The organism is Pseudacidovorax sp. (assembly GCF_017991995.1).
Taxonomy (GTDB): Bacteria; Pseudomonadota; Gammaproteobacteria; order Burkholderiales; family Burkholderiaceae_C; genus Xenophilus.
In genome coordinates, this window is record NZ_JAGOPN010000001.1 from 419,469 (window position 1) to 443,759 (window position 24,291).

22 protein-coding genes are annotated in these 24,291 nt (G+C 71.8%); 16 read left to right on the forward strand and 6 right to left on the reverse strand.

Going from position 1 to position 24,291, the window contains the following annotated elements; translation table 11 throughout:
* Nucleotides 1–195 precede the first annotated feature (195 nt).
* Nucleotides 196–1,527, forward strand: a complete 1,332-nt coding sequence (locus tag KBC94_RS01955) for a cytosine permease (protein ID WP_294365740.1) — start codon at nucleotides 196–198, stop codon at nucleotides 1,525–1,527.
* Here KBC94_RS01955 and thiD read toward each other — a convergent pair.
* On the reverse strand, nucleotides 1,481–2,317 hold the full coding sequence (gene thiD / locus KBC94_RS01960; protein WP_294365743.1) for a bifunctional hydroxymethylpyrimidine kinase/phosphomethylpyrimidine kinase: 837 nt from the start codon (nucleotides 2,315–2,317) through the stop codon (nucleotides 1,481–1,483). The two genes, KBC94_RS01955 and thiD, sit on opposite strands and share 47 nt — an antisense overlap.
* 41 nt (nucleotides 2,318–2,358) lie before the next feature.
* On the opposite strand from thiD, the gene KBC94_RS01965 reads away from it, so the two are divergent.
* The 4 genes from KBC94_RS01965 to KBC94_RS01980 all read left to right on the forward strand — a co-directional run bounded on the left by KBC94_RS01965 (nucleotide 2,359) and on the right by KBC94_RS01980 (nucleotide 5,579).
* Complete coding sequence (locus tag KBC94_RS01965; protein ID WP_294365744.1) at nucleotides 2,359–3,459, forward strand: FAD-dependent oxidoreductase; 1,101 nt, start codon at nucleotides 2,359–2,361, stop codon at nucleotides 3,457–3,459.
* Entirely contained in the window at nucleotides 3,459–3,656 is a 198-nt protein-coding gene (gene thiS / locus KBC94_RS01970; RefSeq protein WP_294365973.1) for a sulfur carrier protein ThiS, read from the forward strand. The genes KBC94_RS01965 and thiS overlap by 1 nt, the downstream gene beginning before the upstream one ends.
* Nucleotides 3,657–3,782: 126 nt before the next feature.
* Nucleotides 3,783–4,604: a thiazole synthase gene (locus tag KBC94_RS01975; protein ID WP_294365747.1), complete on the forward strand. Its 822-nt coding sequence runs from the start codon at nucleotides 3,783–3,785 to the stop codon at nucleotides 4,602–4,604.
* Between the two features lie 57 nt (nucleotides 4,605–4,661).
* Nucleotides 4,662–5,579 carry a thiamine phosphate synthase gene (locus KBC94_RS01980; RefSeq protein WP_294365750.1) on the forward strand — a complete coding sequence of 306 codons (918 nt, stop codon included), beginning with the start codon at nucleotides 4,662–4,664 and terminating at the stop codon, nucleotides 5,577–5,579.
* Nucleotides 5,580–5,663: 84 nt separating this feature from the next.
* Here the strand turns inward: KBC94_RS01980 and KBC94_RS01985 are convergent, their stop codons facing one another.
* From KBC94_RS01985 to KBC94_RS02000, 4 genes are all read right to left on the reverse strand, one after another.
* Complete coding sequence (locus KBC94_RS01985) at nucleotides 5,664–6,389, reverse strand: DUF2076 family protein (RefSeq protein WP_294365752.1); 726 nt, start codon at nucleotides 6,387–6,389, stop codon at nucleotides 5,664–5,666.
* A gap of 133 nt (nucleotides 6,390–6,522) precedes the next feature.
* Nucleotides 6,523–8,475, reverse strand: coding sequence for a sigma-54-dependent Fis family transcriptional regulator (locus tag KBC94_RS01990; RefSeq protein ID WP_294365754.1), 1,953 nt, complete (start codon nucleotides 8,473–8,475; stop codon nucleotides 6,523–6,525).
* Nucleotides 8,476–8,666: 191 nt separating this feature from the next.
* Complete coding sequence (locus tag KBC94_RS01995; RefSeq protein WP_294365755.1) at nucleotides 8,667–9,509, reverse strand: NAD-dependent protein deacetylase; 843 nt, start codon at nucleotides 9,507–9,509, stop codon at nucleotides 8,667–8,669.
* A gap of 91 nt (nucleotides 9,510–9,600) precedes the next feature.
* Nucleotides 9,601–10,431 (reverse strand): class III extradiol ring-cleavage dioxygenase, encoded by an 831-nt coding sequence (locus KBC94_RS02000; protein ID WP_294365756.1) that lies wholly within the window; start codon nucleotides 10,429–10,431, stop codon nucleotides 9,601–9,603.
* A gap of 104 nt (nucleotides 10,432–10,535) precedes the next feature.
* Here KBC94_RS02000 and KBC94_RS02005 point away from each other — a divergent pair, with 104 nt between their 5' ends.
* The 5 genes from KBC94_RS02005 (at nucleotide 10,536) to argG (ending at nucleotide 16,266) form a co-directional block, all read left to right on the forward strand.
* Nucleotides 10,536–11,429 (forward strand): LysR family transcriptional regulator, encoded by an 894-nt coding sequence (locus KBC94_RS02005; RefSeq protein WP_294365757.1) that lies wholly within the window; start codon nucleotides 10,536–10,538, stop codon nucleotides 11,427–11,429.
* Between the two features lie 411 nt (nucleotides 11,430–11,840).
* Nucleotides 11,841–13,748 carry an ABC transporter ATP-binding protein gene (locus tag KBC94_RS02010; RefSeq protein ID WP_294365758.1) on the forward strand — a complete coding sequence of 636 codons (1,908 nt, stop codon included), beginning with the start codon at nucleotides 11,841–11,843 and terminating at the stop codon, nucleotides 13,746–13,748.
* A 75-nt stretch (nucleotides 13,749–13,823) separates the two neighbouring features.
* The gene (gene queE, locus KBC94_RS02015; protein WP_294365759.1) at nucleotides 13,824–14,459 is read left to right on the forward strand and encodes a 7-carboxy-7-deazaguanine synthase; all 636 of its coding nucleotides are present in this window, start codon (nucleotides 13,824–13,826) and stop codon (nucleotides 14,457–14,459) included.
* 8 nt (nucleotides 14,460–14,467) lie between these two features.
* Nucleotides 14,468–14,842 carry a 6-carboxytetrahydropterin synthase gene (locus KBC94_RS02020; RefSeq protein ID WP_294365761.1) on the forward strand — a complete coding sequence of 125 codons (375 nt, stop codon included), beginning with the start codon at nucleotides 14,468–14,470 and terminating at the stop codon, nucleotides 14,840–14,842.
* Nucleotides 14,843–14,925: 83 nt separating this feature from the next.
* Complete coding sequence (gene argG / locus KBC94_RS02025; protein ID WP_294365763.1) at nucleotides 14,926–16,266, forward strand: argininosuccinate synthase; 1,341 nt, start codon at nucleotides 14,926–14,928, stop codon at nucleotides 16,264–16,266.
* 91 nt (nucleotides 16,267–16,357) lie between these two features.
* Here the strand turns inward: argG and KBC94_RS02030 are convergent, their stop codons facing one another.
* Nucleotides 16,358–17,053: a response regulator transcription factor gene (locus tag KBC94_RS02030; protein ID WP_017760790.1), complete on the reverse strand. Its 696-nt coding sequence runs from the start codon at nucleotides 17,051–17,053 to the stop codon at nucleotides 16,358–16,360.
* Nucleotides 17,054–17,188: 135 nt separating this feature from the next.
* Here KBC94_RS02030 and KBC94_RS02035 point away from each other — a divergent pair, with 135 nt between their 5' ends.
* From KBC94_RS02035 to KBC94_RS02060, 6 genes are all read left to right on the forward strand, one after another.
* Entirely contained in the window at nucleotides 17,189–18,619 is a 1,431-nt protein-coding gene (locus KBC94_RS02035; protein ID WP_294365769.1) for a DUF2868 domain-containing protein, read from the forward strand.
* Complete coding sequence (locus KBC94_RS02040) at nucleotides 18,616–20,100, forward strand: GTPase/DUF3482 domain-containing protein (protein ID WP_294365771.1); 1,485 nt, start codon at nucleotides 18,616–18,618, stop codon at nucleotides 20,098–20,100. The genes KBC94_RS02035 and KBC94_RS02040 overlap by 4 nt, the downstream gene beginning before the upstream one ends.
* Nucleotides 20,101–20,392: 292 nt before the next feature.
* Nucleotides 20,393–21,199 (forward strand): glutamine amidotransferase, encoded by an 807-nt coding sequence (locus KBC94_RS02045; protein WP_294365773.1) that lies wholly within the window; start codon nucleotides 20,393–20,395, stop codon nucleotides 21,197–21,199.
* Nucleotides 21,200–21,240: 41 nt separating this feature from the next.
* Nucleotides 21,241–21,891 carry a CDP-alcohol phosphatidyltransferase family protein gene (locus KBC94_RS02050; RefSeq protein ID WP_294365776.1) on the forward strand — a complete coding sequence of 217 codons (651 nt, stop codon included), beginning with the start codon at nucleotides 21,241–21,243 and terminating at the stop codon, nucleotides 21,889–21,891.
* 50 nt (nucleotides 21,892–21,941) lie between these two features.
* Complete coding sequence (locus tag KBC94_RS02055; protein WP_294365779.1) at nucleotides 21,942–22,589, forward strand: histidine phosphatase family protein; 648 nt, start codon at nucleotides 21,942–21,944, stop codon at nucleotides 22,587–22,589.
* A gap of 103 nt (nucleotides 22,590–22,692) precedes the next feature.
* Complete coding sequence (locus tag KBC94_RS02060; protein WP_294365781.1) at nucleotides 22,693–24,264, forward strand: diguanylate cyclase; 1,572 nt, start codon at nucleotides 22,693–22,695, stop codon at nucleotides 24,262–24,264.
* The last annotated feature ends 27 nt before the right edge of the window (nucleotides 24,265–24,291 follow it).

Here is a 24,291-nt window from a genome sequence, read left to right on the forward strand (position 1 = left end):
TGTTCGGCCGGCCCGACGCATCGTCCAAGGTGCAAAGGCCAGCCGGAGCCGCGGAGCGCCTCAGGCGCTTCAGGCCTGAGGTAATCCTCGCGCAGGGAAGCAGCTCCGGTGGCCCGCATGGGCCTGCGCCGGGCCAGAAGGGGCCGGTGCCGTCGGCAGTGCTTCTTGTGCCCGACCGCTCTGGAGCAACGACGCATGGCCTTGAACGACGCATCCACCCCGCCCGCCAACGAGGCGCTGACCCCACTGCCCGACGCCCGCCGCGCCTTCCGCTGGCACGACCACCTGTCGCTGTGGTTCAGCTTGGGCGTCGGCCTGCTGGTGATGCAGGTGGGCGCCTTCCTGGTGCCGGCGGTGGGCACGCGCGATGCCGTGGTTGCCATCGTGGTCGGGTCGCTGATCGGCGCCGGGCTGCTGGCGTGGACGGCGCGGCTGGGCTGCCAGACCGGCCTGGCCAGCGCGGGCCTGATGCATTCGGCCTACGGCAGCGTGTTCGCTCGGCTGCCCGTGGTGCTCAACATCGTGCAGCTGGTCGGCTGGACCACCTTCGAGCTGGTGATCATGCGCGAGGGCACCCAGGCCATCGCCAAGCAGGCCTTCGGCCTGTCGCTGGATTCCGTGGGCGGTGCGCTCGCTGCCACGCTGTTGTGGGGCGCCGTGCTGCTGGCGCTGCTGTCGGGCTCGATGGTGTCGCTGGTGCGGCGCTTCGTCAGCCGCTTCGGCCTGCCGCTAGTGGTGCTGTCGCTGATCTGGCTGACCTGGCAGTTCGCCGGCAGGCTGCAGGCGCAGGGCTTCGAGGCCTTCTGGCAGCGCCAGGGCGACGGCAGCATGGGCCTGTTCAGCGCCATGGACCTGGTGATCGCCATGCCCGTCTCCTGGCTGCCGCTGGTGGCCGACTATGCGCGCCATGGCCAGCGCGCCCAGCCGGGCAAGCCGGGCGGCGCCTTCACCGGCACCTGGATCGGCTATGCGGTGGCCAACCTCTGGTGCTACGCGCTGGGCGTGATGGTGGCCAGCACGGCGGCGCCCGGTACCACGCTCGTGATGGCACTGCTGCTGGCCCAGGGTGGCCTGGTGGCGCTGGGCCTGATCCTCATCGACGAGCTGGACAACGCCTATGGCGACGTGTACTCAGGCTCGGTGTCCATGCACAGTCTGCGCCCGCGCTGGAGCGTGCGCCGCTGGGGTCTGCTGATCGCGCTGGTCTGCGTGGCTCTGGCGCTGGTGCTGCCCATGCACGCGCTGGAGCCCTTCCTGCTCATGCTCAGTTCTGTGTTCGTGCCGCTGTACGGCGTGATCCTGGGCCGGCTGGGCGGTGGCGGCGTGCCCTTGCCGGCCGGCCGCAACGTGGACCTGAGCGCCGCCGCACTGTGGATCGCCGGCATCGCCGTCTACCACGGCTGCGCGGCCTGGGCGCCGCAGTGGGGCTCGGCCCTACCGGCGCTGCTGCTGACCTTCGTGCTGGCCCGGCTGACGCGGCCTACAGCGGCAGGCGCACCGTCGGCTGCGGTGCGAACCCATGGTTGAGCGGGCCGTGGCCTTCGCCCACCTTGACGGTCACCCCGGCCTGCATGGCACCACGCACATAGTCGCGGGCCTGGGCCACGGCCTCGGGCAGCGGCTTGCCCAGCGCCAGGCCGCAGGCGATGGCCGAGGACAGCGTGCAGCCCGTGCCATGCAGGTTGCGGCTCTGGATCCGCGGTGCGGCGTAGCGGTGGCGCTCGCCGCCGGCCATGGCCAGCAGGTCGACGACCTCGTCGCCGGGCAGGTGTCCGCCCTTGAGCAGAACGCCCTGGGCGCCCTGCGCCAGCAGTTCGGCCGCGGCGCCATCCAGCGCATCGGCGTCCGCAATCGCATGGCCCACCAACAGCGCCGTCTCGTCCAGGTTGGGCGTGATCAGCACCGCACGCGGGAAGAGTTCGGCCACCAGCCGCTCCACCGTCTCGGCGGCGATCAGCCGGTCGCCGCTGGTGGCGACCATCACCGGATCGAGCACCACGTTGGGCAGGCGGTAATGGTCGATGGCCCAGGCGACGACCTCGACCACCTCGGGCGCATGCAGCATGCCCAGCTTGACGGCATCGACGCCGATGTCCTCGATCACGGCCTGCAGCTGGGCCTTGAGGAAGGCGGGCGGCACGGCATGGATGCCGCTCACGCCGCGGGTGTTCTGGGCAGTGAGGGCCGTGATGGCGCTCATGCCATAGCAGCCCAGTGCGGCGAAGGTCTTGAGATCGGCCTGGATGCCGGCGCCACCGCCGCTGTCGGAGCCGGCGATGGTGAGCACGCGCGCATAGCGCTGGGTGGGAAGGGTCATGGGGCGGAAATTATGCGTGCAGCAGTGAAGGGGGCCGTTCGATGACGGACACCACGATGGACTTCGACAAGGCCTGGGTACTGGGCGGCGGCCTGATGGGCCGGCTGATGGCACTCAGCCTCGCCCGCACCGGTTGCGCGGTGGAAATGCACGAGGCCCAGGGCCCTGATGCCCAGGGCGCCGCCGCCCGCGTGGCGGCGGCCATGCTCGCGCCACTCGCCGAATCGGCCGTGGCGCCGCTGTCGGTGGTGCGCATGGGCGAATATGCCCTCGGACGGTGGCCGCAGCTGCTGGCCGAGCTGCCGGCGCCGGTGTTCTTCCAGCAGGCCGGCACACTGGTCGTCTGGCACCGGCAGGACGCCGCCGACGCCGGCCGCCTGGGCCGCACCCTGGTCCACAACCAGGCGCAGCAGCCCTCGCTGGCGGCGCCGCAGTCGCTGGACGCCACAGCCCTTGCCGAGGCCGAACCTGCCCTGGCCGGCCGCTTCATGCAGGGCCTGCTGCTGCCGGGCGAAGGCCAGCTCGACAACCGCCAGCTGCTTGCCGCGCTGCAGCAGGCGCTGGAGGCGCATCCCCGGGTCACCCTGCACTGGCACAGCGCCCGCAGCCCGCAGGACCTGTCCCCCGGCCCGCGCGAGCGCGTCATCGACTGCCGCGGCCTGGGCGCGCATGCCCAGTGGCCGGCCGTGCGCGGCGTGCGCGGCGAAGTGGCCCGCATCCATGCGCCCGAGGTCACGCTGCAGCGGCCCACGCGCCTGGTGCATCCGCGCTACCCCATCTACATCGCGCCCAAGCAGGACCACCTGTTCGTGATCGGCGCGACCGAGATCGAATCGGACGACATGTCTCCGCCCAGCGTGCGCTCGGTGCTGGAGCTGCTGTCGGCCGCCTACACCGTGCACAGCGGCTTTGCCGAGGCGCGCATCGTCGAGATCGCCGCCCAGTGCCGCCCCACCCTGCCCGACAACCTGCCCGCGCTGCGCTGGCTCGGCGAGCGGGTGCTGCAGATCAACGGCCTCTACCGACACGGCTTCATGATCGCGCCCGCCATGCTCGACGCCGCGATGCAGAGCCTGCAGCACCGCGAATCGCCGCTGGCCGAGCGCCTGCAGATCGGCATCGAACACCTTCCCGCCCGATGATGAACATCCTGCTCAACGGCGAGCCACGCGAGCTGCCTCACGGCGCCACGCTGGCCGACGCCATCGCCCTGCTCGACCCCGCCCCGCCCTTCGCCGCCGCCGTCAACCGCGACTTCGTGCCCCGCTCGGCCTATGCCGGCCGCGCCCTGCAGCCGGGCGACGAGGTCGAGGTGATCCGCCCCGTCACCGGGGGTTGAGATGCTGACCACGCCTGCGCCCTGCCCCCTCTCCCCAACCCTCTCCCGCGAGGGGAGAGGGAGGAATGCCGCTTCGCTGAGCGACTGGCTCGACGGCGCTGCGGCCATCGACGAAAGGACACGCTCATGACCATCTCCGAACCCGCCGACGCGCTGGTGCTCTACGGCCAGCGCTTCCAGAGCCGGCTGTTGCTGGGCACCGCCCGCTATCCCTCGCCCGACGTGCTCGAGGCCGCCGTGCAGCGCGCCCGGCCGGCCATGCTCACCGCCTCGCTGCGCCGCCAGAGCGCGGCGCCCGGCGGTGCCAAGGCCGACAACGGCTTCTGGGAACTGCTGCGCCGCCTGGACGTGCCGGTGCTGCCCAACACCGCCGGCTGCCACAGCGTGCAGGAGACCATCGCCACCGCCCACATGGCGCGCGAGCTGTTCGACACGCCCTGGATCAAGCTGGAGCTGATCGGCGACGACTACACCCTGCAGCCCGACACGCTGCAACTGGTGGGCGCGGCGGATCGGCTGATCAAGGACGGCTTCCAGGTGCTGCCCTACTGCACCGAGGACCTGGTGCTGTGCCAGCGCCTGGTCGATGTCGGCTGCCAGGCCGTGATGCCCTGGGCCGCGCCCATCGGCACCGGCCGCGGGCCGGTCAACCCCTACGCCATGCAGGTGCTGCGCGAGCGGCTGACGGTGCCCATGCTGGTCGACGCCGGCCTGGGCCTGCCCTCGCATGCCTGCCAGGTGCTGGAGTGGGGCTACGACGGCGTGCTGCTGAACACCGCCGTCGCCCTGGCGCAGGACCCGGTGGCCATGGCCGGCGCCTTTGCCGACGCGGTGGCCGCGGGGCGTGCCGCCTTCCGGGCTGGCGCCATGAGCGCGCAGGACGCGGCCCAGCCCAGCACGCCCGTCCTGGGCACGCCCTTCTGGCACCACGCCCAGAACGGTGGCTGAGCCTTGCTCGGCGGTGCACTGCTGGGCGCCGCCGCCCACAAGAACACGGAGCCATCCATGAACGCCCACCAGATCGAGACCGCCATCCTGGCCGCCCACCGCAAACGCTTCGACGGGCATCCGCCGGTGCAAGCCGGTCCCTTCCATGACGAAGACCCGGTCTACCGCGGTGCCAAGGCGGCCTGCGCGGCGCTGGGCTTCATCGAGGTGGATGCCGAATGCCTGGGCCGCGCCTGGCAGGCGATGACCAAGCGCCAGGGCCGCTTCGACGCCAATGCCTGGCCGGACAATCCTGCCGACTTCGGGCTGCGCGACTTTCCGCCCCAGTCCCGCGGCGATGCCTTCGCGCCCTGCCCTGTGGCGCTGGGCCTGTACGCCGTGCTGCCCGACGCCGAATGGGTCGGCCGCGCGGCGCGGGCCGGCATCCCGACGGTGCAGCTGCGCTTCAAGTCCGACGACGCAGCGGCCGTCGCCCGCGAGATCGACGCCGCCATCGCCGCCGTCCAGGGCACCGACGCCCTGCTCTTCATCAACGACCACTGGCGGCAGGCCATCGCGGCCGGCGCCTACGGCGTGCACCTGGGCCAGGAAGACCTGGACGCGCTGACGGCGGACGAGGTCCAGGAACTGCGCGCCTCCGGTCTGCGCCTGGGCGTCAGCACCCACGGCTATGCCGAGATGGTGCGGGCCGATGCCGTCAGCCCCAGCTACCTGGCTCTCGGCGCGGTGTTCCCGACGACGCTCAAGAAGATGGCGACCGCACCACAGGGCCTGGCGCGCCTGCATGACTACGCGCGGCTGGTGCGCGGCTATCCGCTGGTCGCCATCGGCGGCATCGACGCCGATCGGCTGCCGCAGGCGCTGGCCAGCGGCGTGGGCAGCATCGCGGTGGTGCGGGCCTTCGTGGGCGCGGACGACCCCGAGGGCGCAGCCCGCCTGCTGATGGCCGCGATGCGAGAAGCACCCCAGGCCTGAACCTGGAGCGCTTCTCGCGTCCGCTTCGCCGCGGCCTGGGCACCGATAGTGCCGCCGCGATCAACGCGCGGTCGACAGCATCGCTCAGACGATCTGGTCGTCGTCGAAGGAACCGCCGTCGAAGCCCGACCAGTCGCCGCCGGCGTCATCGGCCAGTTGCCGCGTATCTCCACCGCCGCCGCTGCCATCCTCGTAGAAGTTCTGGGTGACGTTCTCGATCACCTCGGGCGTACCGACATTGCCGCCGCCCAGGCCCAGGAAGCCACCGCCGCCTGCGCCGCTGCGGCCACCGAGCAGGTGCTCGATGCCATTGAACAGGAACATGCCGCCCGCCACCCCGGCCGCGGCGCTGGCGGCCTGGCCCAGGAAGCTCGGGCCGCTGCTTGGGGCCGGCGCTGCCGCGGGCGCGGCGCCGAAGAGGCGTTCGCGCCATCCGGGTGCCGCAGCGGGTGCAACGGCCGGCGCACCGGGGGCATAGCCCGAGGGCGCGCCGCGGTAGGCAGGCCGGCCCGGGTTGTAGGCATCCGGATCGGCCGTCTCGCGCCCGAAGCCGGGCTCCAGACCGCGCTGCAGGAAGGCGGCGCCGCCCGGGTCGGCCGGCGCGGCGGCGCGTTGCGCCAGTTGGCGCTGGGCGTCCTGCAGCGCATGTTCCAGCAGCAGCGTGCGCTGGGTCAGCAGGTACAGCGCATCGGGCTGGCCGGCCAGGCGTTCGCGGATCAGCGCATCGGCCTGGGGGTCCTTCTGCACGCCGTGCACTGCGGCCAGCCGCTGCAGCAGGTCTTCGAGCATGGACAGTTCTTGGGGTGTCATGGTTCGGTCGTCCTTCCTCGGCCCAGCATGGGCCTTGCGTGGATGGGACTCCAACGCGCCACAGCGCGTTCCCGGCCGACGGGCTGGCTTAAGGCCGGCCTAAGCGAGCCCTTCCCGGCGCGCCGGTGATCGCTCAGCCCTGCCGCCGCAGCCGCCGGTAGACGGCGTTGCGCGACAGGCCCAGCGCCCGGGCCACGGCCGACACGTTGCCACCGTGGGTGGCCATGGCGTGCTCCAGCGCCGCCCGTTCGAGCGCCTCCAGCGTGGCCGTGGACGGCGCGGGATGGTTGGGCGACGCAACGGAACCACCCGCTGCATCGGCCGCATGGGCCTGCAGGTCGTCCATGAAGTCCTCGGGCAGATGCTCCGGCAGGATCTGCGCCTCGCCGCGTGCCATCAGCGACGCCGTGCGCAACACGCTCGCCAGTTGGCGCAGGTTGCCTGGCCAGGCATGGCGCCGCAGCAACGCCAGGGTCTGCGGCGCCAGCGGCGGCGCGTCGGCCAGGCCGGCCTCGGACTGCTGGGTCTGCAGAAGCCGCTGCACCACCACGGCCAGGTCGCTGCGCTCGCGCAGCGGCGGCAGGCGGGTGACGAGGCCATTGAGCCGCCAGTAGAGGTCGTCGCGAAAGCGCCCCTCGGCCATCATGGTGCGCAGGTTGCGGTGGGTGGCGCAGACCACGGCCACGTCCACCGCCACCTGCCGGCCGCTGCCCAGGGGCGCCACGCTGCGCTCCTGCAGCACGCGCAGCAGCCGGGCCTGCATCGCGAGCGGCATGTCGCCGATCTCGTCGAGGAAGAGCGTTCCGCCGTTCGCCTGGAGGATGCGGCCCGGATTGCCCTTGCGCCGCGCGCCGGTGAAGGCGCCTTCTTCGTAGCCGAACAGCTCGGACTCGATCAGCGTCTCGGGGATGGCGGCGCAGTTGACGGCCACGAAGGGCCCGTTGCGCCTTGGCGAATCGTGGTGGATGGCGCGGGCCAGCCATTCCTTGCCGGTGCCGGTCTCGCCCAGGATGAGCACCGGCACGTCCTGCCCGAGCACCTTGCCCACGCGGGCCAGCACCTGCGCCAGCTGGGCATCGCCCGTGTCCAGGTAGCGCAGGCCCGAGAAGCGCGGGCCGCCGGATTCGCGGGCCCGCTCGGCCTCCGGCGTGGCCGGGGCCGTTTCGCGCGGCATGACCAGGCTGGCGGTCCGGGGCTGCCATTCCACCCGCGCCGACACCGCCACGCCCCCGGGCAGGTGCAGGCGCATCAGCGCGGCCGGGCCCTGCCGGGCCTGCGCCAGCGCCTGGGACACGGGCAGGCCGAAAAGCGAGCCGAAGGTGTGGGCCTCCAGCGCCGCCGTCGACAGACCCAGCTGGAACTGCGCGCTGCGGTTGGCCGCCAGGAAGCGGCCATCCGGCGTGAACGCGGCCAGGCCTTCCATGAGCGTGCCCAGGAACTCCGGCCGGGCATGGAAGCGCAGGCGCAGCGCGTCTTCGTAGACCTGGTCGAACAGGTGGTTCTCGACCATTTGCGAGGACATGCGCACCAGCGCCAGCGTGTGGGCGCTGCGGGTGCGCTCGTCGCCGCTGACGTCCAGCGCGCCCAGCACCTGCCCGCGGGGATCGAGGATGGGCGCGCAGGAGCAGGTGAGGAAGTGGTTCGCCTGCAGGTAATGCTGGCTGCCGTTGATCTGCACCGCCTGCTGCAGGGCCAGCGCCGTGCCGATGGCATTGGTGCCGCGGCAGCGCTCGGACCAGGCCGCGCCCGGTTTGAGCGCCACGCGGTCGGCCCGGCCCAGGAAGTCGTCGTCGCCCAGCGCATGCAGGATCACGCCGTCGGCGTCGGTGAGCAGCACCAGGCTCTGGGTGCCGGCGATCTGGGCGTAGAGCGTCTCCATCACCGGCCGGGCGTGGTCGAAGAGCAGCGCGTTGCGGCCCATGGCCTCGGCCAGATCGGCGGCGGCCAGCGGCGGCAGGTCGGCGCGTTCGTGGCTGCGCAGGCCGAAGTCGGCGCTGCGGGCGTGCGAGGCCAGGATGGCGTCGGGCGCGGCCAGCGGCAATCCGGCACCGGCCGCCGGCTTGGGGCGAAACATGGCGTTGGGCATGGCGTGTTGTCTCCTGCCCGGGCGGCTGGCGTGGCCGCGCGGTTGGGGCGTCTTTTAGCACCCTTGGCTGTTGCGAAGCTTGCGCCGGCGCATGGAAGCGCGCCGGTCGTTGCCGACCATGCGTCGCTGCAGGTCTGGACGGACGTCGCCCGGGCGCACGCCCTGTACGGAGCGCCCGCGAATCCGCGCCCTCAGGCCGCGCGAACGTCCGGCGGCACCAGCAGCCCGGCCAGGCGCTCCAGCGTTGGCCCGATTGGCGCCTCGACCTTCAGCGACAGCAGGCCGTCCGCCCGCGTCAGGCCGAGGTTGAGCGCCGCCACCGGCAAGGCGTGCTCCGCCGCACGCTGCACGAAGCGAAAGCCCGAATACACCATCAGCGAGGAGCCGACGACCAGCACGCCGTCGGCCGCCTCCAGCGCCGAGTACGCCGCATCGACGCGGGGGCGCGGCACGCTTTCGCCGAAGAACACCACGTCGGGCTTGAGCAGCCCGCCGCAGACGGGACAGGTCGGGATGTCGAAGCCCGAGAAGTCGCGCAGCTCCAAGTCGGCATCGCCGTCCGGCGCGGCCCGGGCGTCCAGCGCGGCCCAGCCGGGGTTGAGGCGCAGCAACTCGGCCTGGAAGTCGGCGCGCGGCAGGCGGTGCTCGCAGGCCATGCAGCGCACGGTGTCGATGCGGCCATGCAGGTCGATGACGTTGCGGCTGCCGGCCGCCTGATGCAAGCCGTCGACGTTCTGGGTCAACAGCTTGGCGACACGGCCCTGCGACTCCAGCGCGGCCAGGGCATGGTGCGCCGGCCCCGGCTGCGCATGACCCATGGTTCGCCAGCCGATCATGCTGCGCGCCCAATAGCGCTTGCGCGTGGCCTCCTCGCCCATGAAGGCCTGGAAGGTGACCGGCGGCGGCCGCTTCCAGTTGCCCTGCGCATCCCGGTAGTCCGGGATGCCGGACTCGGTGCTGACGCCTGCGCCGGTCAGCACGAACAGGCGCGGATGGCGCTCGGCGAAGGCCAGGAGGTCGGTGTCGGTGGTCATCGGCGCGGGAGCATAGCGGCGGTGCCGATGTCGCGCCGGCGCGTTGCTCCCTCTCCCCTCGTGGGAGAGGGTCGGGGAGAGGAGCTCTTGCTCAATGCGCGCCGGGGGCGTCGCCGAAGCGGTAGCTGGAGACGGTCAGGCCGCCCATGAAGCCGTTCTCGTAGTACACGCGGTGCGCCGCCTCCTGCTCGGCGGCGCCGACGGCCACCATCAGCGGGATCAGGTGTTCCTCGCGCGGATGCGCGATGCGGGCGGCGGGCGCCGTTTCCCAGCCGATCAAGCCCTGGGCGCGGGCGGCCGGGTCCTGGGCCAGCGTCTGGCCCAGCCAGTCGTCGAAGGCGCGCGACGGGGCCTGCGCCTGGGGGCCGAAGGCGCGCAGATTGTGGTAGCTCAGCCCGCTGCCGACGATGACCACGTCCTCGTCGCGCAGCGGCGCCAGCGCGCGGCCCAGCGCCAGGTGCTCGGCCGGGTCCAGGCCCTGGCGCAGCGAGAGCTGGATCACCGGCACGTCCGCGTCCGGGTAGATGGCCTTCATCGGCGAGAACATGCCGTGGTCGTAGCCGCGTTCGGCATCGATGCCCGACGGCAGGCCGGCCGCCTCGATCAGCGTCTGCACGCGCTGGGCCAGCGCCGGGTCGCCGGGGGCGTCGTAGCGCACCTGGTAGGTGTGGGCCGGAAAGCCGCCGTAGTCGTAGACCATGGACGGATGCGGATTGGCCTGCACCGTGAAGCGCGGGCGCTCCCAGTGGGCGGAGACCATCAGGATCGCGCGCGGCTTGCGGCCGATCTGCCGCGGCATGTCGGCCAGTGCAGCCTCCAGGCGGGCATAGGTGTCGCCCATCTCCGCCTTCATCCAGGGCCAGGGGCCGCCCCCGTGGGAGATGAAGTAAGTGGGCAGGCGCGGGCTGTTGATCGTGCTCATGGCGAAGGGCTCCTGAATCGTGTTGGGATGGACTTTAGATCTTTCGCGGGCCGCAATCGATGGCCGCACAATCAAGGTTCAGTTTCAATCCACGCAATCAAGACATGGACCGCCTCACCAGCCTGCGCCTGTTCCGGGAGGTCGTGGAATCGGGCAGCTTCGCCCGCGCGGCCGAGGCCATGGGCCTCTCCGCGCCCATGGCCAGCCGGCACATCGCCCAGCTGGAACGCAGCCTGGGCGCGCGGCTGCTGCACCGCTCCAGCCGGCACCTGAGCCTGACCGACGCGGGCCGCAGCTGGTACGAGCAGAGCAGCCGCGCCCTCGACCTGCTCGACAGCGCCGAGGCCGCGTTGGTGGCCGATGCCGACGCCACGCCGCGTGGTCGCCTGAAGGTGAGCGCGCCGGTGTGGTTCGCCACCCCGCGCATGGCCCGGCTGCTGGCGGACTACCACGTGCAGTGCCCCGAGGTGCTCGTGGACCTGCACCTGGCCAACCGGCGGGTGGACCTGGTCGCGGACGGATTCGACCTGGCGCTGCGGGCCACGCAGGAGCCGGCCGCCGCCCTAATCGCGCGGCCCTTGTGCACGGTGGACTTCCACATCGTGGCCGCACCCGCCTACCTGGCGGCCCGCGGCACGCCTGCAAAGCCCGAGGACCTGGCAGGCCTGGGCGCCATCGTGCCCAGCTACGTGCAACTCGAAGGCCGAGTGCTGCGTGCGGCGGACGGGCGTCAGGCCATGCTTCGGCTCACGCCCGTGATGCGCTCGGACGACACCCACCTCACCCGCCATGCGGTGCATGCCGGCCTGGGCGTCGCCTACCTGCCGGCGTGGTTGGTGGATGAGGACCTGGCCGAGGGACGGCTGGTGGAGCTGCTGCCCGAATGGCGCACGCCGGCCACGACGCTGTTCGCCGTGTATGCGAGCCGGCAGTACATGGCGCCGGCGCTGCGCAGCTTCATCGACTTCCTGGCCGTCGCGCTCGGGCCGGCTGGCTGAACGATCTCGGGCGATGCGGGTTCCGCGCCGCCGCCATGGCCGACACGCGGACCGCCGACAGCGCCGCCGCTGAAGCGCACACGTCCTACAGGCCTGCCCCGGCGCCCGGCGCAACTTGCAGTCGTGCCAGGTCGAGCACCTCGCGGGAAACGGGATCGGCGACACAGGCGCAGTCTTCCGTGCATTGCGAAGGGGATGCCCGCCGCGAAGCCAGCAGGCCTGCCGATCCTGACGCCATTCCCCGCGGACGATCGCCGGCACACAAGGGGCGCCCTGCAGGGGCGCCCCTTCTTTTTGTCCGCGGCCGGCCATCGCCGGCCGACGCCGCTGCCCTCTTCCGCAAAGCCCTGCTCGTCGTGCCGTCGCTGCACCGCCGGTACAGTGCCGGGCCTCGTTCAGGAGACACCGCGCTTGCTCTTCCGCTTCTTCGAAAAACTGCTCCAGCCCTATCCGCCCAACGAGCCTTCGCTGCCGCCCAAGGGCTTCTTCGCCTTCCTCTGGTTCACCACCGACGGCGTGCGCGGCAAGGTGGCGGCGCTAGCCTTCCTCACGGCCATCATGTCGGCCTTCGAGGCGCTGCTCTTCGGCATGCTCGGCCGGCTGGTGGACTGGCTGTCGGGCATCTCACCCGCACAGCTGTGGGCCGAGCGCGGCGGCGCCCTCACCTGGCTGGCCGTTGCCCTCGCAGCCAGCGTGCTGGTGGTGGCGCTGCAGACCATCGTCAAGCACCAGGTGCTGGCCATCAACCTGCCGATGCGGCTGCGCTGGAACTTCCACCGGCTGATGCTGGGCCAGAGCATGTCCTTCTACCAGGACGAGTTCGCCGGCCGCATCACCACCAAGGTGATGCAGACCGCGCTGGCCGTGCGCGACACGCTGTTCGTGATGGCCGACGTGCTGGTGACCATGGCCACCTACGTCGCCACCATCGTGGTGCTGGCCGGGGTGTTCGCGGGCGGGCTGATCTGGCCCTTCGTCGTCTGGCTGGTGCTGTACCTGCTGGCCATGGCGTACTTCGTGCCGCGGCTGGGACGCATCGGCAAGGCGCAGGCGGATGCGCGCTCGGCCATGGTCGGGCGCATCACCGACGCCTACACCAACATCGCGACCGTCAAGCTCTTCTCCCACACCCGGCGTGAGGCGCAGTTCGCCCGCGCCGCCATGCAGGACTTTGTCAAGACCGGCTACACGCAGATGCGGCTGGTGAGCGCCTTCGAGATCGTCAACCACGCCCTGTCGATGCTGCTGGTGGGCGGCATGGCCGGCGTGGGCCTGTGGATGTGGAGCCGTGGTGAGGTGGGCGTGGGCGCGGTGGCCGCCGCCACCGCCATGGCCCTGCGGCTGCAGGGCATGTCGCACTGGATCATGTGGGAGACCACCAGCCTGTTCGAGGCCGTCGGCACCGTGCAGGACGGCATCAACACCCTGAGCCGGCAGCGCACCGTGGTGGATGCGGCCGATGCGAGGCCCCTCGTGGTCGAGCGCGGCGAGGTGCGCTTCGAGGACGTGAAGTTCAGCTACCGCCCGCCCCTGCTGCCCGGTGCCACGGCGCCCGCCGTGCAGGGCCGCACGGTGATCGACGGGCTGAACCTCACCGTGCGGCCGGGCGAGAAGATCGGCCTGGTCGGCCGCTCCGGCGCGGGCAAGTCCACGCTGGTGAACCTGCTGCTGCGCTTCCATGACCTGGAAGGCGGCCGCGTGCTGATCGACGGTCAGGACATCGCCCACGTGACGCAGGATTCGCTGCGTGCGCACATCGGCATGGTCACGCAGGACACCAGCCTGCTGCACCGCTCGCTGTTCGACAACATCGCCTACGGCCGGCCCGACGCCACCGAAGCCGAGGTGCGCGCCGCCGCCGAGCGGGCCGAGGCCTCCAATTTCGTCGACACGCTCACCGACCCACAGGGCCGCCACGGCCTGGCGGCGCATGTGGGCGAGCGCGGCGTCAAGCTCAGCGGCGGGCAGCGCCAGCGCATCGCCATCGCGCGGGTGATGCTCAAGAACGCGCCCATCCTGCTGCTGGACGAGGCCACCAGCGCCCTCGATTCCGAGGTGGAGGCGGCCATCCAGCAGAGCCTGAACCGGCTGATGGAAGGCAAGACGGTGATCGCCATCGCCCACCGCCTGTCGACCATCGCGGCCATGGACCGGCTGATCGTGCTCGATGCCGGCCGTGTGGTGGAAGAAGGCTCGCACCGCGAGCTGCTGGCGCGCGGCGGGCTGTATGCCCGCCTGTGGGCGCACCAGAGCGGCGGCTTCCTGGGCGAGGACTTCGGCGACGAGGCCGAAGCGACGGCAGAAGCCGCGGCGCGCTGAGGTGCGGCCGGCCGGGGCCGACCGCCCAGCGCGGCTCGCCTGCGACAATCGCGGGTTTTTTCGCTGCGCCGCGCCATGGCCTACGCCGTCAAGGAAATCTTCTACACCCTCCAGGGCGAGGGCGCCCAGGCCGGGCGCCCGGCCGTCTTCTGCCGCTTCGCGGGCTGCAACCTGTGGTCCGGCCGCGAGGAGGACCGTGCCAGCGCCCAATGCCGTTTCTGCGACACCGACTTCGTCGGCACCGACGGCACGCTCGGCGGCAAGTTCGCGACAGCCGAGCTTCTGGCCGATCAGGTCGCCGCCTGCTGGCCCGCGCCGGCCCACGACCACCGCTTCGTCGTGCTGACCGGCGGCGAGCCGCTGCTGCAGGTGGACGCCGCCCTCGTCGCCGCCCTGCATGCGCGCGGCTTCGCCATCGCCATCGAAACCAACGGCACCCTGCCCGCGCCTGAGGGCATCGACTGGATCTGCGTCAGCCCCAAGGCCGGCAACCCGCTGGTGCAGCGCCATGGGGACGAACTCAAGCTGGTGTGGCCGCAGGCCGGCATCGACCTGGCCGATATGGAGGCGCTGGACTTCGGCCGGCGCTACCTGCAGCCGCTGGACGATCCGCAGCGCGCCGCCCACACCCGCGAGTGCATCGACGTCTGCCTGCAGCGCCCGCAATGGCGCCTGAGCACGCAGACGCACAAAGTGATCGGCATCCGGTGAGCACGGCCATGGAGTTCGAATTCGAGCTGTCGCAGCGCTTCTTCTTCGACGCCGCCCACACGCTGCGGCGGGTGCACGACACCGCCAGCAGCCTGCGCGTGCATGGCCACACCTACCACGCGGAGGTGAGCGTGCAGGGCCTGCGCGAGGCCGCCACCGGCATGGTGATCGACCTGGCCGTGCTGCGTGCCGAGATCGAGACGGTGCGCCAGACGCTGGACCACCATCTCCTCGACGAAGTCCCCGGCCTGGGCACGCCCACGCTGGAGAACCTCTGCGCCTACATCGCCACCGCGCTGCGCGAGCGGCAGCTGCCCGTGTCGGCCGTGCGCGTGTGGCGCGAGGCCGGCGGCGACAGCTGCCGGCTCGTGCTGCCGCGCTGACGCTGCGGGCGCCGCCCTATGGTCCAATCGCGGGTTCGCGGCCCGCGCCGCAACCGATACGACGACGCTTCCTTCCGACGCACATGAGCACCATCCTGCAATCCCTCCCCACCGGCCAGAAGGTCGGCATCGCCTTCTCCGGCGGCCTGGACACCAGCGCCGCCCTGCTGTGGATGAAGAAGAAGGGCGCCCAGCCCTATGCGTACACCGCCAACCTGGGCCAGCCCGACGAGCCCGACTACGACGAGATTCCGCGCAAGGCGCTGGCCTACGGCGCCGAGAAGGCCCGCCTGGTGGACTGCCGCCAGCAACTGGTGGCCGAGGGCATCGCCGCCCTGCAGGCCAACGCCTTCCACATCTCCACCGGCGGCGTCACCTACTTCAACACCACGCCGCTGGGCCGCGCCGTGACCGGCACCATGCTGGTGGCCGCGATGAAGGAAGACGACGTCAACATCTGGGGCGACGGCTCGACCTTCAAGGGCAACGACATCGAGCGCTTCTACCGCTACGGCCTGCTGACCAACCCGGGCCTGAAGATCTACAAGCCCTGGCTGGACCAGACCTTCATCGACGAGCTGGGCGGCCGCAAGGAGATGAGCGAGTTCCTCATCGCCAACGGCTTCGACTACAAGATGTCGGTCGAGAAGGCCTACAGCACCGACTCGAACATGCTCGGCGCCACGCATGAGGCCAAGGACCTGGAACTGCTCTCCAGCGGCATCCGCATCGTCAACCCGATCATGGGCGTGGCCTTCTGGAAGCCGGAGGTCGAGGTCAAGGCCGAAGAGGTGCGCGTGCGCTTCGAGGAAGGCCGCCCGGTCGCCCTCAACGGCAAGACCTACGACGACCTGGTCGCCCTGATGGAAGAGGCCAACCGCATCGGCGGCCGCCACGGCCTGGGCATGAGCGACCAGATCGAGAACCGCATCATCGAGGCCAAGAGCCGCGGCATCTACGAGGCCCCCGGCATGGCGCTGCTGCACATCGCCTACGAGCGGCTGGTGACCGGCATCCACAACGAGGACACCATCGAGCAGTACCGCGTCAACGGCCTCAAGCTGGGCCGCCTGCTCTACCAGGGCCGCTGGTTCGACCCCCAGGCCATCATGCTGCGCGAGACCGCCCAGCGCTGGGTGGCCCGCGCCATCACCGGCGAGGTGACGCTGGAGCTGCGCCGCGGCAACGACTATTCGATCCTGAACACCGAGTCGCCCAACCTGACCTACGCGCCCGAGCGCCTGTCGATGGAGAAGGTGGAAGACGCGCCCTTCTCCCCCGCAGACCGCATCGGCCAGCTGACCATGCGCAACCTCGACATCGTCGACACGCGCGCCAAGCTGGCCACCTACGTGCAGGCCGGCCTGCTGGCCAAGCCCGAGGGCACGGAGCTGCCGCAGATCAAGGACGACAGCAAGCGCTGATCGGCGGACGGGGCTTCCTCGGCCCCATCAAGACGAAAGCGGCCTCGTGGGGCCGCTTTTTTCATGGATGCGCCACAGGCGCCGGTGCCGCTCAGGCGGTGTCGGCTTCCAGCCGGTAGCCGATGCCGCGCAGGGTGCGCACGCCGACGCCACTGTCCACCAGCCGCTTGCGCAGGCGGGAGACGAAGGCCTCCAGCGCGTTGTCGCTGAGCGGGCCGTCCGCCTCCTCGGCCAGCTTGCGGGCCAGTTCGCGCTTGGCCAACACCTGGCCGGGTGGGCTCATCAGGGCCCAGAGCAGGCCGAATTCGCGCGCCGGCAGGTCCAGCGGCTCGCCGTCGATGCGAAAGCGCCGGGCACGGCGGTCCAGTTGCAGGCGCCCCACGGCCACCACATCCTTCGCGCCTTCGGCACGGCGCACCAGCGCGCGCAGCCGCGCTTCGAGCTCGCCAGGATCGAAGGGCTTGCCCAGGTAGTCGTCGGCCCCGGAATCCAGGCCGATGACACGCTCGTCGGTGCGGTTGCGGGCCGTGAGCACCATGACGGGCGTGCGGTCGCCGCGGGCCCGGGCGCGGCGCAGGGCCAGCAGGCCACTGCCCAGGCCGCTGTCGGGGCGGGTGTTCTCGGGCAGGTTCAGGTCGAGCAGCACGGCGTCGAAGCCGCCGTTGGACCACTGCGCATCGGCCTCCTCGACCGTGGCGGCCAGGGCCACCGCGTGGCCCGTGTCGCCCAGGCTGCGGCACATCACGCCACTGAGCACGGCATCGTCTTCGACCAGCAGGATTCGCATGGCGGGCGAGGCTATCAGCGGGCCGGGGGGCAGGCAAATGAACGGTCAGCCGACCGTCAGACGCCCGTCGCCGGGGACAATGCGGCCCATGTCCCGCCCCTCGCCGAGCTGCCGGCTGCTGCCGCGCTTTCCCTCTTGAGCCTCCCGCCTGTCCCCCTGTCCTTCGCCGATGCGCTGACGACCGAGGCGATCCGGCGCATCGAGTCCGATGGTCCGCTGGAAGACCAGTCGGTGCTGCGCCAGCTTGCCCATGCGCCCGAACCCGCGCCCTGGCCACTGGTGCAGCGGGCTCGCCTGCTGGCCGAGCGCCTGGGCCTGCCCGGCCGGCTGGCCCGCGCCCGCGACCTGGCACCCCTGGTGCTGCTAGGCGTCGCCGCCCTCATGGTGGCGGCCGGCCTGGGGCTGGCGGGCGCGGTGGTGGATGCGCAGGAGCGCCGCATCAACGTCATCGCCTCGCTGGCGGGCCTGCTGGGCCTGCACGGCCTGTCGCTGCTGGCCTGGCTCGTGGCGCTGCTGGTGCCGGGCCAGGGCCGGGGCGGCGCCCTGGCTGGCCGGCTGTGGCTGGCCCTCACCGCGCGCACGGCCCTGGGCCGCGGACGCGAGGGCGCTGCGCTGCTGCAGGCCGGCGTCCAGTTGCTGGAGCGGGCGCGGCTGCTGCCCTGGCTGCTGGGCCTGGCCAGCCACCTGCTGTGGGCCATCGGCTTCGGCGTCGCCATCGCGGCGCTGCTGTCCGCCCTGGCCTTCCGCCGCTACACGCTGGGCTGGGAGACGACGCTGCTCGATCCCGCCGGCTTTGCCCGGGCCATCGATGCAATGGCATGGCTGCCCGGCCTCCTGGGTTTTCCGGTGCCGGATGCCACGCTGATTCGTGCCGCGGGCGATCCCGCCGCCCCGCCCGATGCGGCGGGCCAGGCGGTGCTGGCCTGGTGGCTGGTCGGCTGCGTGCTCGTCTATGGTCTGGTGCCGCGGCTGCTGTGCGCCCTGTGGTGCACCGCCCTGTGGCAGGCACGGCGCCGTCGGTTGCAGCCCGACTTCACCCTGCCCTACTACCGGCAGTTGCAGGCGCGGCTGGATGCCCTGGCACCCGCCCGGGTGGTCGACGCCGAGCTGGTGGCCGGACATGGCGCGGCCCTTCCCCGGCGCGCCCACGATGCGCCGGGCGCCCCGGTGCTGCTGGCCTTCGAACTCCCACCCGAGCAGCCCTGGCCGCCGGCCGACCTGCCGCACGACGTAAGGGCATGGGCCTGCGATGGCAGCGCCGCGGCCCGCGCCGCCGCCGTGCAACAGGTGGCGGCCTGGCGACCGCGGCGGCTGGTGGTGGCCTGCCAGGCCACGGCGAGCCCCGACCGCGGCACCGAGCGCCTGCTGCGCGAGCTGCTGCCCCTGGCCGCTTCGCTGCACCTGTGGCTGGTCGATGCCGACCAGGCCGACGAGGCGCAGCGCGCCCGTTGGCCGCGGTGGCTGCATGACACCGGCCTGGATGCACTCGTCGCCTGCCATCCGCGCTGGCAGTCCGCCCTGGCGGACTTGGCCCCCGGAGCGGCGACGCCGGAGGCGCCCCGATGACCCCGTCCACACCCCCGTCGACCACCCTGGACCGCGCCGCAGGCGCTGGCCCTGACGCGCCGACGCTGCGCATCGCCGTGGTGGGCCACACCAATGTCGGCAAGACCTCGCTGCTGCGCACCCTGACGCGGCGGGTCGACTTCGGCGAGGTCTCCGACCGGCCCGGCACCACCCGCCGCGTGGAGCAGGTGGACCTGCGCATCGACGGCACGCCGGTCGTGCGCTTCCACGACACGCCGGGCCTGGAGGACGCCGTCACTCTGCTGGCCCACGTGTCGCAGTTGCCCGGCGATAGCCGGCCCGCCCGCATCCGGGCCTTCCTGCAGGGCCCCGAGGCGCAGGCCGCCTTCGAGCAGGAGGCCAAGGTGCTGCGCCTGCTGCTCGATGCCGATGCCGCCTTCCTGGTGATCGACACGCGCGAGCCGGTGCTGCCCAAGTACCGCGACGAGGTCGAACTGCTGGGCGCCTGTGCCCGGCCCGTGCTGCCGATCCTCAACTTCATCGCCCATGGCGCCAGCCGGGAGCCGCAGTGGCGCGCCATGCTGTCCGACGCCGGCCTGCATGCCGTGGTGCGATTCGACGCCGCCGCGCCCTTCACCGGTGCCGAGCGTGACCTGTACCACGACCTGGGCACCTTGCTGCCTGCACGCCGCGAGGCGCTGCGTGCCGTGGCCGCGCACCTCCTGGCCGAAGCCGCCGCCCGGCATGCCGGCGCCTGCCATTCCGTCGCGGGCACCTTGGTGTCCTGCGCCGCATTGCAGCGGGTGGTGCCGACGGCGCAGTTGGCCGATCCGCAGCGCCGCGCCGCCGAGGTGGAGGCCCTGCGCGCCACCTTGCAGGACGAGGTGCGCGGCAACACCGCGGCGTTGCTCAGGCTGTATGGCTTCCGGTCCGGCGACGCGGCGGAGCCGCCGCTGCCGCAGCTGGAAGGCCTCGAAGGGATGGACCTGTTCAACCCCGAGCTGCTGCGTCAGGCGGGGCTGCGCCTGGGCCAGGGCGCGGCGGTCGGCGCGGTGCTGGGCGCCGCGGCCGATCTGGCGGTGGGCGGGCTGTCGCTGGGGGCCGGCGCCCTGCTGGGCGGCACCCTGGGCGGTGCGCTGGCCCAGGGGCTCGGCCCGCTGGGCCGCCGCCTGGCCGGACGCCTGCGCGGGCAGCAGGCACTGACCGTGGAGGACACCGTGCTGTACGTGCTGGCAGAGCGCCAGTTGGCCCTGGTGCGGGCGCTCGAGGCGCGCGGGCATGGCGCGGTGGGCACGGCGGCCGTCGACACCGCAACCGCCGCCGTGTCACCCGAGCGGTCCGATGCCCTGCGCGCCGCCGTCCAGGCCACGCGCGTGGCGCGGGCGCATCCGGAGTGGCGGCCGACCGATGCACGCCGGGCCGTGGTCTCGTCCGCGCGCGACGAGGCCGTCGAGCGCGTGGCGGCGCACCTGGTGCAGGCTGCGGGCCCCGTGGCCGAAAGCCGTGCTGCCCCCTTTTGACGCCTCGATTGCGGCCGGCCGATGGGCCGAATTCCCTCACAACGCGGACGGGCTTCCTACACCGGGCCCCTGGGCCGTCCGACGGCGGACGGCCGTCCGACCGGCCCACACTGCATTCCATCGCAATTCGAGGAGCTCCTCCGTGAACACCATCATCTACATCGTCGGTCTGGTCGTCGTCATCGCTGCCGTGCTCTCCTTCTTCGGCCTGCGCTGAGTGGCCCACCCATGGCTCGGCGCGACGCCGGGCCATCCGGCACCGGATGCCGCCGCACTGCGGCATGATCGGCGGATGACTCCCGCTGGTGCCGCCCTCTCCTCCCCTGCATCCTCCCCCTCCCCGCTCTCGGCCGATTCCCGGCCGCTGCTCATCGTCAAGACCGGCAGCACGCTCGACGCGCTGCGCGCCAGGCGGGGCGATTTCGACGACTGGATCGCCCGTGGCCTCGGCGTCGATGAGGGCGAGATCCAGGTCTGCGATCCGCGTGATGGCGGCCTCCTGCCGGAGCCGGGCACGCTGCGCGGCGTCGTCATTACCGGTTCTCATGAAATGGTCTCGCACCGCGCGCCTTGGAGCGAGCGCACGGCCGCCTGGCTGGCGCGTTGCGTGAAGGCCGAGGTGCCCGTGCTGGGCATCTGCTACGGCCACCAACTGCTGGCGCATGCGATGGGCGGCGAGGTGGACTTCCACCCGGGCGGGCTGGAGATCGGCACCGTGCCGCTGCGGCTGGCGTCCGCTGCGCAGGACGATGCCCTGTTCAACGGCCTGCCGGAGCAGTTCCCCGTCCAGGTCATCCATCGACAGAGTGCCTTGCAGCTTCCGCCCGGCGCCGTGCCGCTGGCGTCCAACGCGCACGAGCCGCACCAGGCCTTCCGCATCGGCCGCTGTGCCTGGGGCGTGCAGTTCCACCCGGAGTTCGATGCCGAGGCGATGCAGGGCTACGTCCAGGCGCAGGCGCCCCATCTTGACGACCCCGCTGCGGTGGCGTCACAGGTGCGGCCCACGCCGGAGGCCGCCAGCCTGCTGGGCCGCTTTGCGCGGCTCGCCGCGGCCGGAACCGGACGGCAGACTACATCGGCCGCCGCCGTCGCCGGCTAGGGTGATGCGGTCTTTCAGCCCTTTCCAGGAGTGAACGCGCCATGTCCACCCACGCCTCTCCCGTCGACGCTTCCGCTCGTCGTCGGCATTTCTCGATGATCCGCGGCTTCCATCTGGCCGACTTCTTCACCCTGGGCAACGCCGCCTGCGGCATGGGCCTGGTGCTGCTGGCCATGGCCTATGTCGCCAGCGGCGATGTGCGGCATTTCTATGCGGCCGCCGTGCTAGCCCCGGCGGCGTTCGTGCTCGACATCTTCGACGGCCGCATCGCGCGCTGGCGGCAGACCCATTCCGCGCTGGGGCGCGAGCTGGATTCGTTGGCAGACGTGATCTCCTTCGGCGTGGCGCCCGCTGCCCTGGGCTTCGCGGCCGGCCTGCGCGGCGGCTGGGACGCGGTGGTGCTGCTGTACTTCGTGTGCTGCGGCGTGAGCCGACTGGCCCGCTACAACGTCACGGCCGAAACGCTGTCCGAAGGCGGCGACAAGGTGCGCTACTTCGAAGGCACGCCCATTCCCACCAGCGTGGTGCTGGTGGGGCTGCTGGCCTGGGCCGCAGCGCAGGACCGCCTGGGCGGCGCGCTGTGGGGCGGCAGCTGGGAGATCGGGCCGTGGACGCTGCATGCCTTCACATTGCTGTACGCCTTGTCGGGCACATTGATGATCAGCAAGACGCTGCGCATCCCCAAGTTCTGAACGCGCCCGACCGAGCGTCTGCACCCGCGCCGCTACCTCCGATCTGTTCCATGACCCATCCCGCACCCCAACTCACCCAGCATGCCAAGGGCCTGGCGCAATTGATCCAGCTGGCCTCGGCCGTGCCCCTGGACCCGGCCGTCGACCACTTCTATTTCCTTCGCCACGGCCAGACGCCGCGCAATGCGCTGCGGATCTTCCAGTCCTACGACGAGCCGCTGTCGGATCTGGGCCTGCAGCAGGCCGCGCTGGCCGCCGCCGTGCTGGCGAACGAGCCCATCCGCAGCATCGTCTGCAGCGACGCGCGGCGGGCCTTCGATACGGCCCACACCGTGGCGGCGCCGCTCAAGCTCACCCCGGTGGCGCGCGAGGTGCTGCGCGAGCGTCACTTCGGCTGCCTCGTGGGCACCTCGTCGGTGGACATCGACTGGGCATGCGCCCCCGAAGGCGGCGAGACGCTGGCCCAGTTCGTCGACCGCAAGCGTGCCGCCCTGGACGCCGCCCTGCAGGAGCCGGCGCCCGTGCTCGTCGTGGCCCACGGCGGCACCCTGTACGTGCTGGCGGCGCTGCTGAACGTGCCCGTGGATGCGGCGGTGCTGGGCAACGCGCAGCCACTGCGTTTCGAGCGCGCCGCAGATGGCCGCTGGGGCGTGCGCGCGTTGCGGGCCGCCGACGGCAGCATCGCCGCTGTCGCCTGACACATGGCAGCGGCGCCTGTTGTGCGCGGCGCACTGGTCATTACGCCTACATTAACGATGAGTTGACTTTTTCTGACGCCACAGGCGGTTGATACCAGCCTTCATGAAATCCGTCCGCCGCCGTTGGCCCCTGGTGGTCAACCTGAGGCACTTGATCATTGCGCTGACCACGTCCAGCGCCGTGGTGTCGCTGCTGGCCACCTTCTACGCCAGCTACAAGGTGCAGCGCCAGCAATTGATCGCGCAGTCGCTCGAATCCAACCTGGCCTATGCGAACAAGCTTGCCAGCAGCACCGACGACTACTTCAAGGGCGTGCTGCAGCAGATGGCCTACGCCGCCAGCCAGGTGGCCCCGGCGTTGCATGACGCCGAGCGCGTGGATGCCGAAGCCCGGCGCCTGCACCTGCAGACGGACAGCCTCAATTCGGTCGCCATCGCCGACAGCGCGGGCCGGGTGCTGGCAGATTCGCCCTCACAGCTCAACCTGCGTGGCTCGATGCTGCATACGCCGCAGGCCACCCAGGCCCTTGCGGCGGAGGGGCCGCGGGTCAGCGCGCCCTACCTCGCGCCCAGCGGCAACATGCTCGTGCTGGTCTCGCAGCCCATCGTGGCCACCGACGGCGCGCGCAAGGGCGTGATCCTGGGCGCGATCTACCTGCGGCAGGAGAGCGCGCTGAACAAGCTGCTGGGCACGCACTACTACCACGATGGTTCCTACCTCTACGTGGTCGACCGCCAGCGCCGCATCCTGTACCACCCCGAGGCGCAGCGCGTCGGCGCATTCATGGGCGTGAACGTGGCGGCCGACCGCATCGCCCAGGGCGTCTCGGGCAGCGAGGTGCTCGTCAACTCGCGGGGCATCGAGATGGTGGCGGGCTATTCCATCGTGCCCACCACGGGCTGGGGCATCGTCGTGCAACGGCCCCTGTCGGCTACGCTCGCCCCCATCGGCGCGCTGATGCGGCAGGTGATGGAGTGGACACTGCCGCTGGCCGCGGTGGCGCTCCTGCTGGTCTGGGCCTTTGCCTTGAAGATCGCCAGCCCGCTCCACGCCCTGGCGGCCACCGCTGCCAGTCACCAGCCCGGCGAGTCCGACGCGCGGCTGCGCTCGATCTCGTCGTGGTACTTCGAGGCGGCACAGCTCAAGAAGGCCATGCTGCGCGGCCTGGGCGTGTTCGACGGCAACCTGCGCCGGCTGCAGAAGGACGCGGCCACCGATCCGCTGACCGGCCTGGGCAACCGCCGGCAGTTCGATTTCAGCCTGGCCGTGCTGGCCGAGGGCGAGACCCCGTTCTGCGTGGTGCTGCTCGACATCGATTTCTTCAAACAGGTCAACGACCGCTTCGGCCACAACGTGGGCGACGCCCATCTGCGCCAGCTGGCGGCTCTCATGGCGGAAGGCCTGCGGCCCGAGGACCTGGCCTGCCGCATCGGAGGCGAGGAGTTCGCCCTGCTGCTGCCCCACACCGCCCTGCCCGAGGCGGTGGCCATCGCCGAGTCGCTGCGGCGCCGCGCGGCCGAGTCGGCTGCGCCCGGGGGGCAGGCCGCCACCCTGTCGCTCGGCGTTGCCCAGTGGCGGGGTCCGGACGACGACCTGGAGGCGGTGCTGAGGACGGCCGACGAACGCCTGTATGCCGCCAAGGCGCGGGGGCGCAACCGGGTCGTCTTCGACTGAGCGTCGCCGCCCCCTTGCAAATATCGG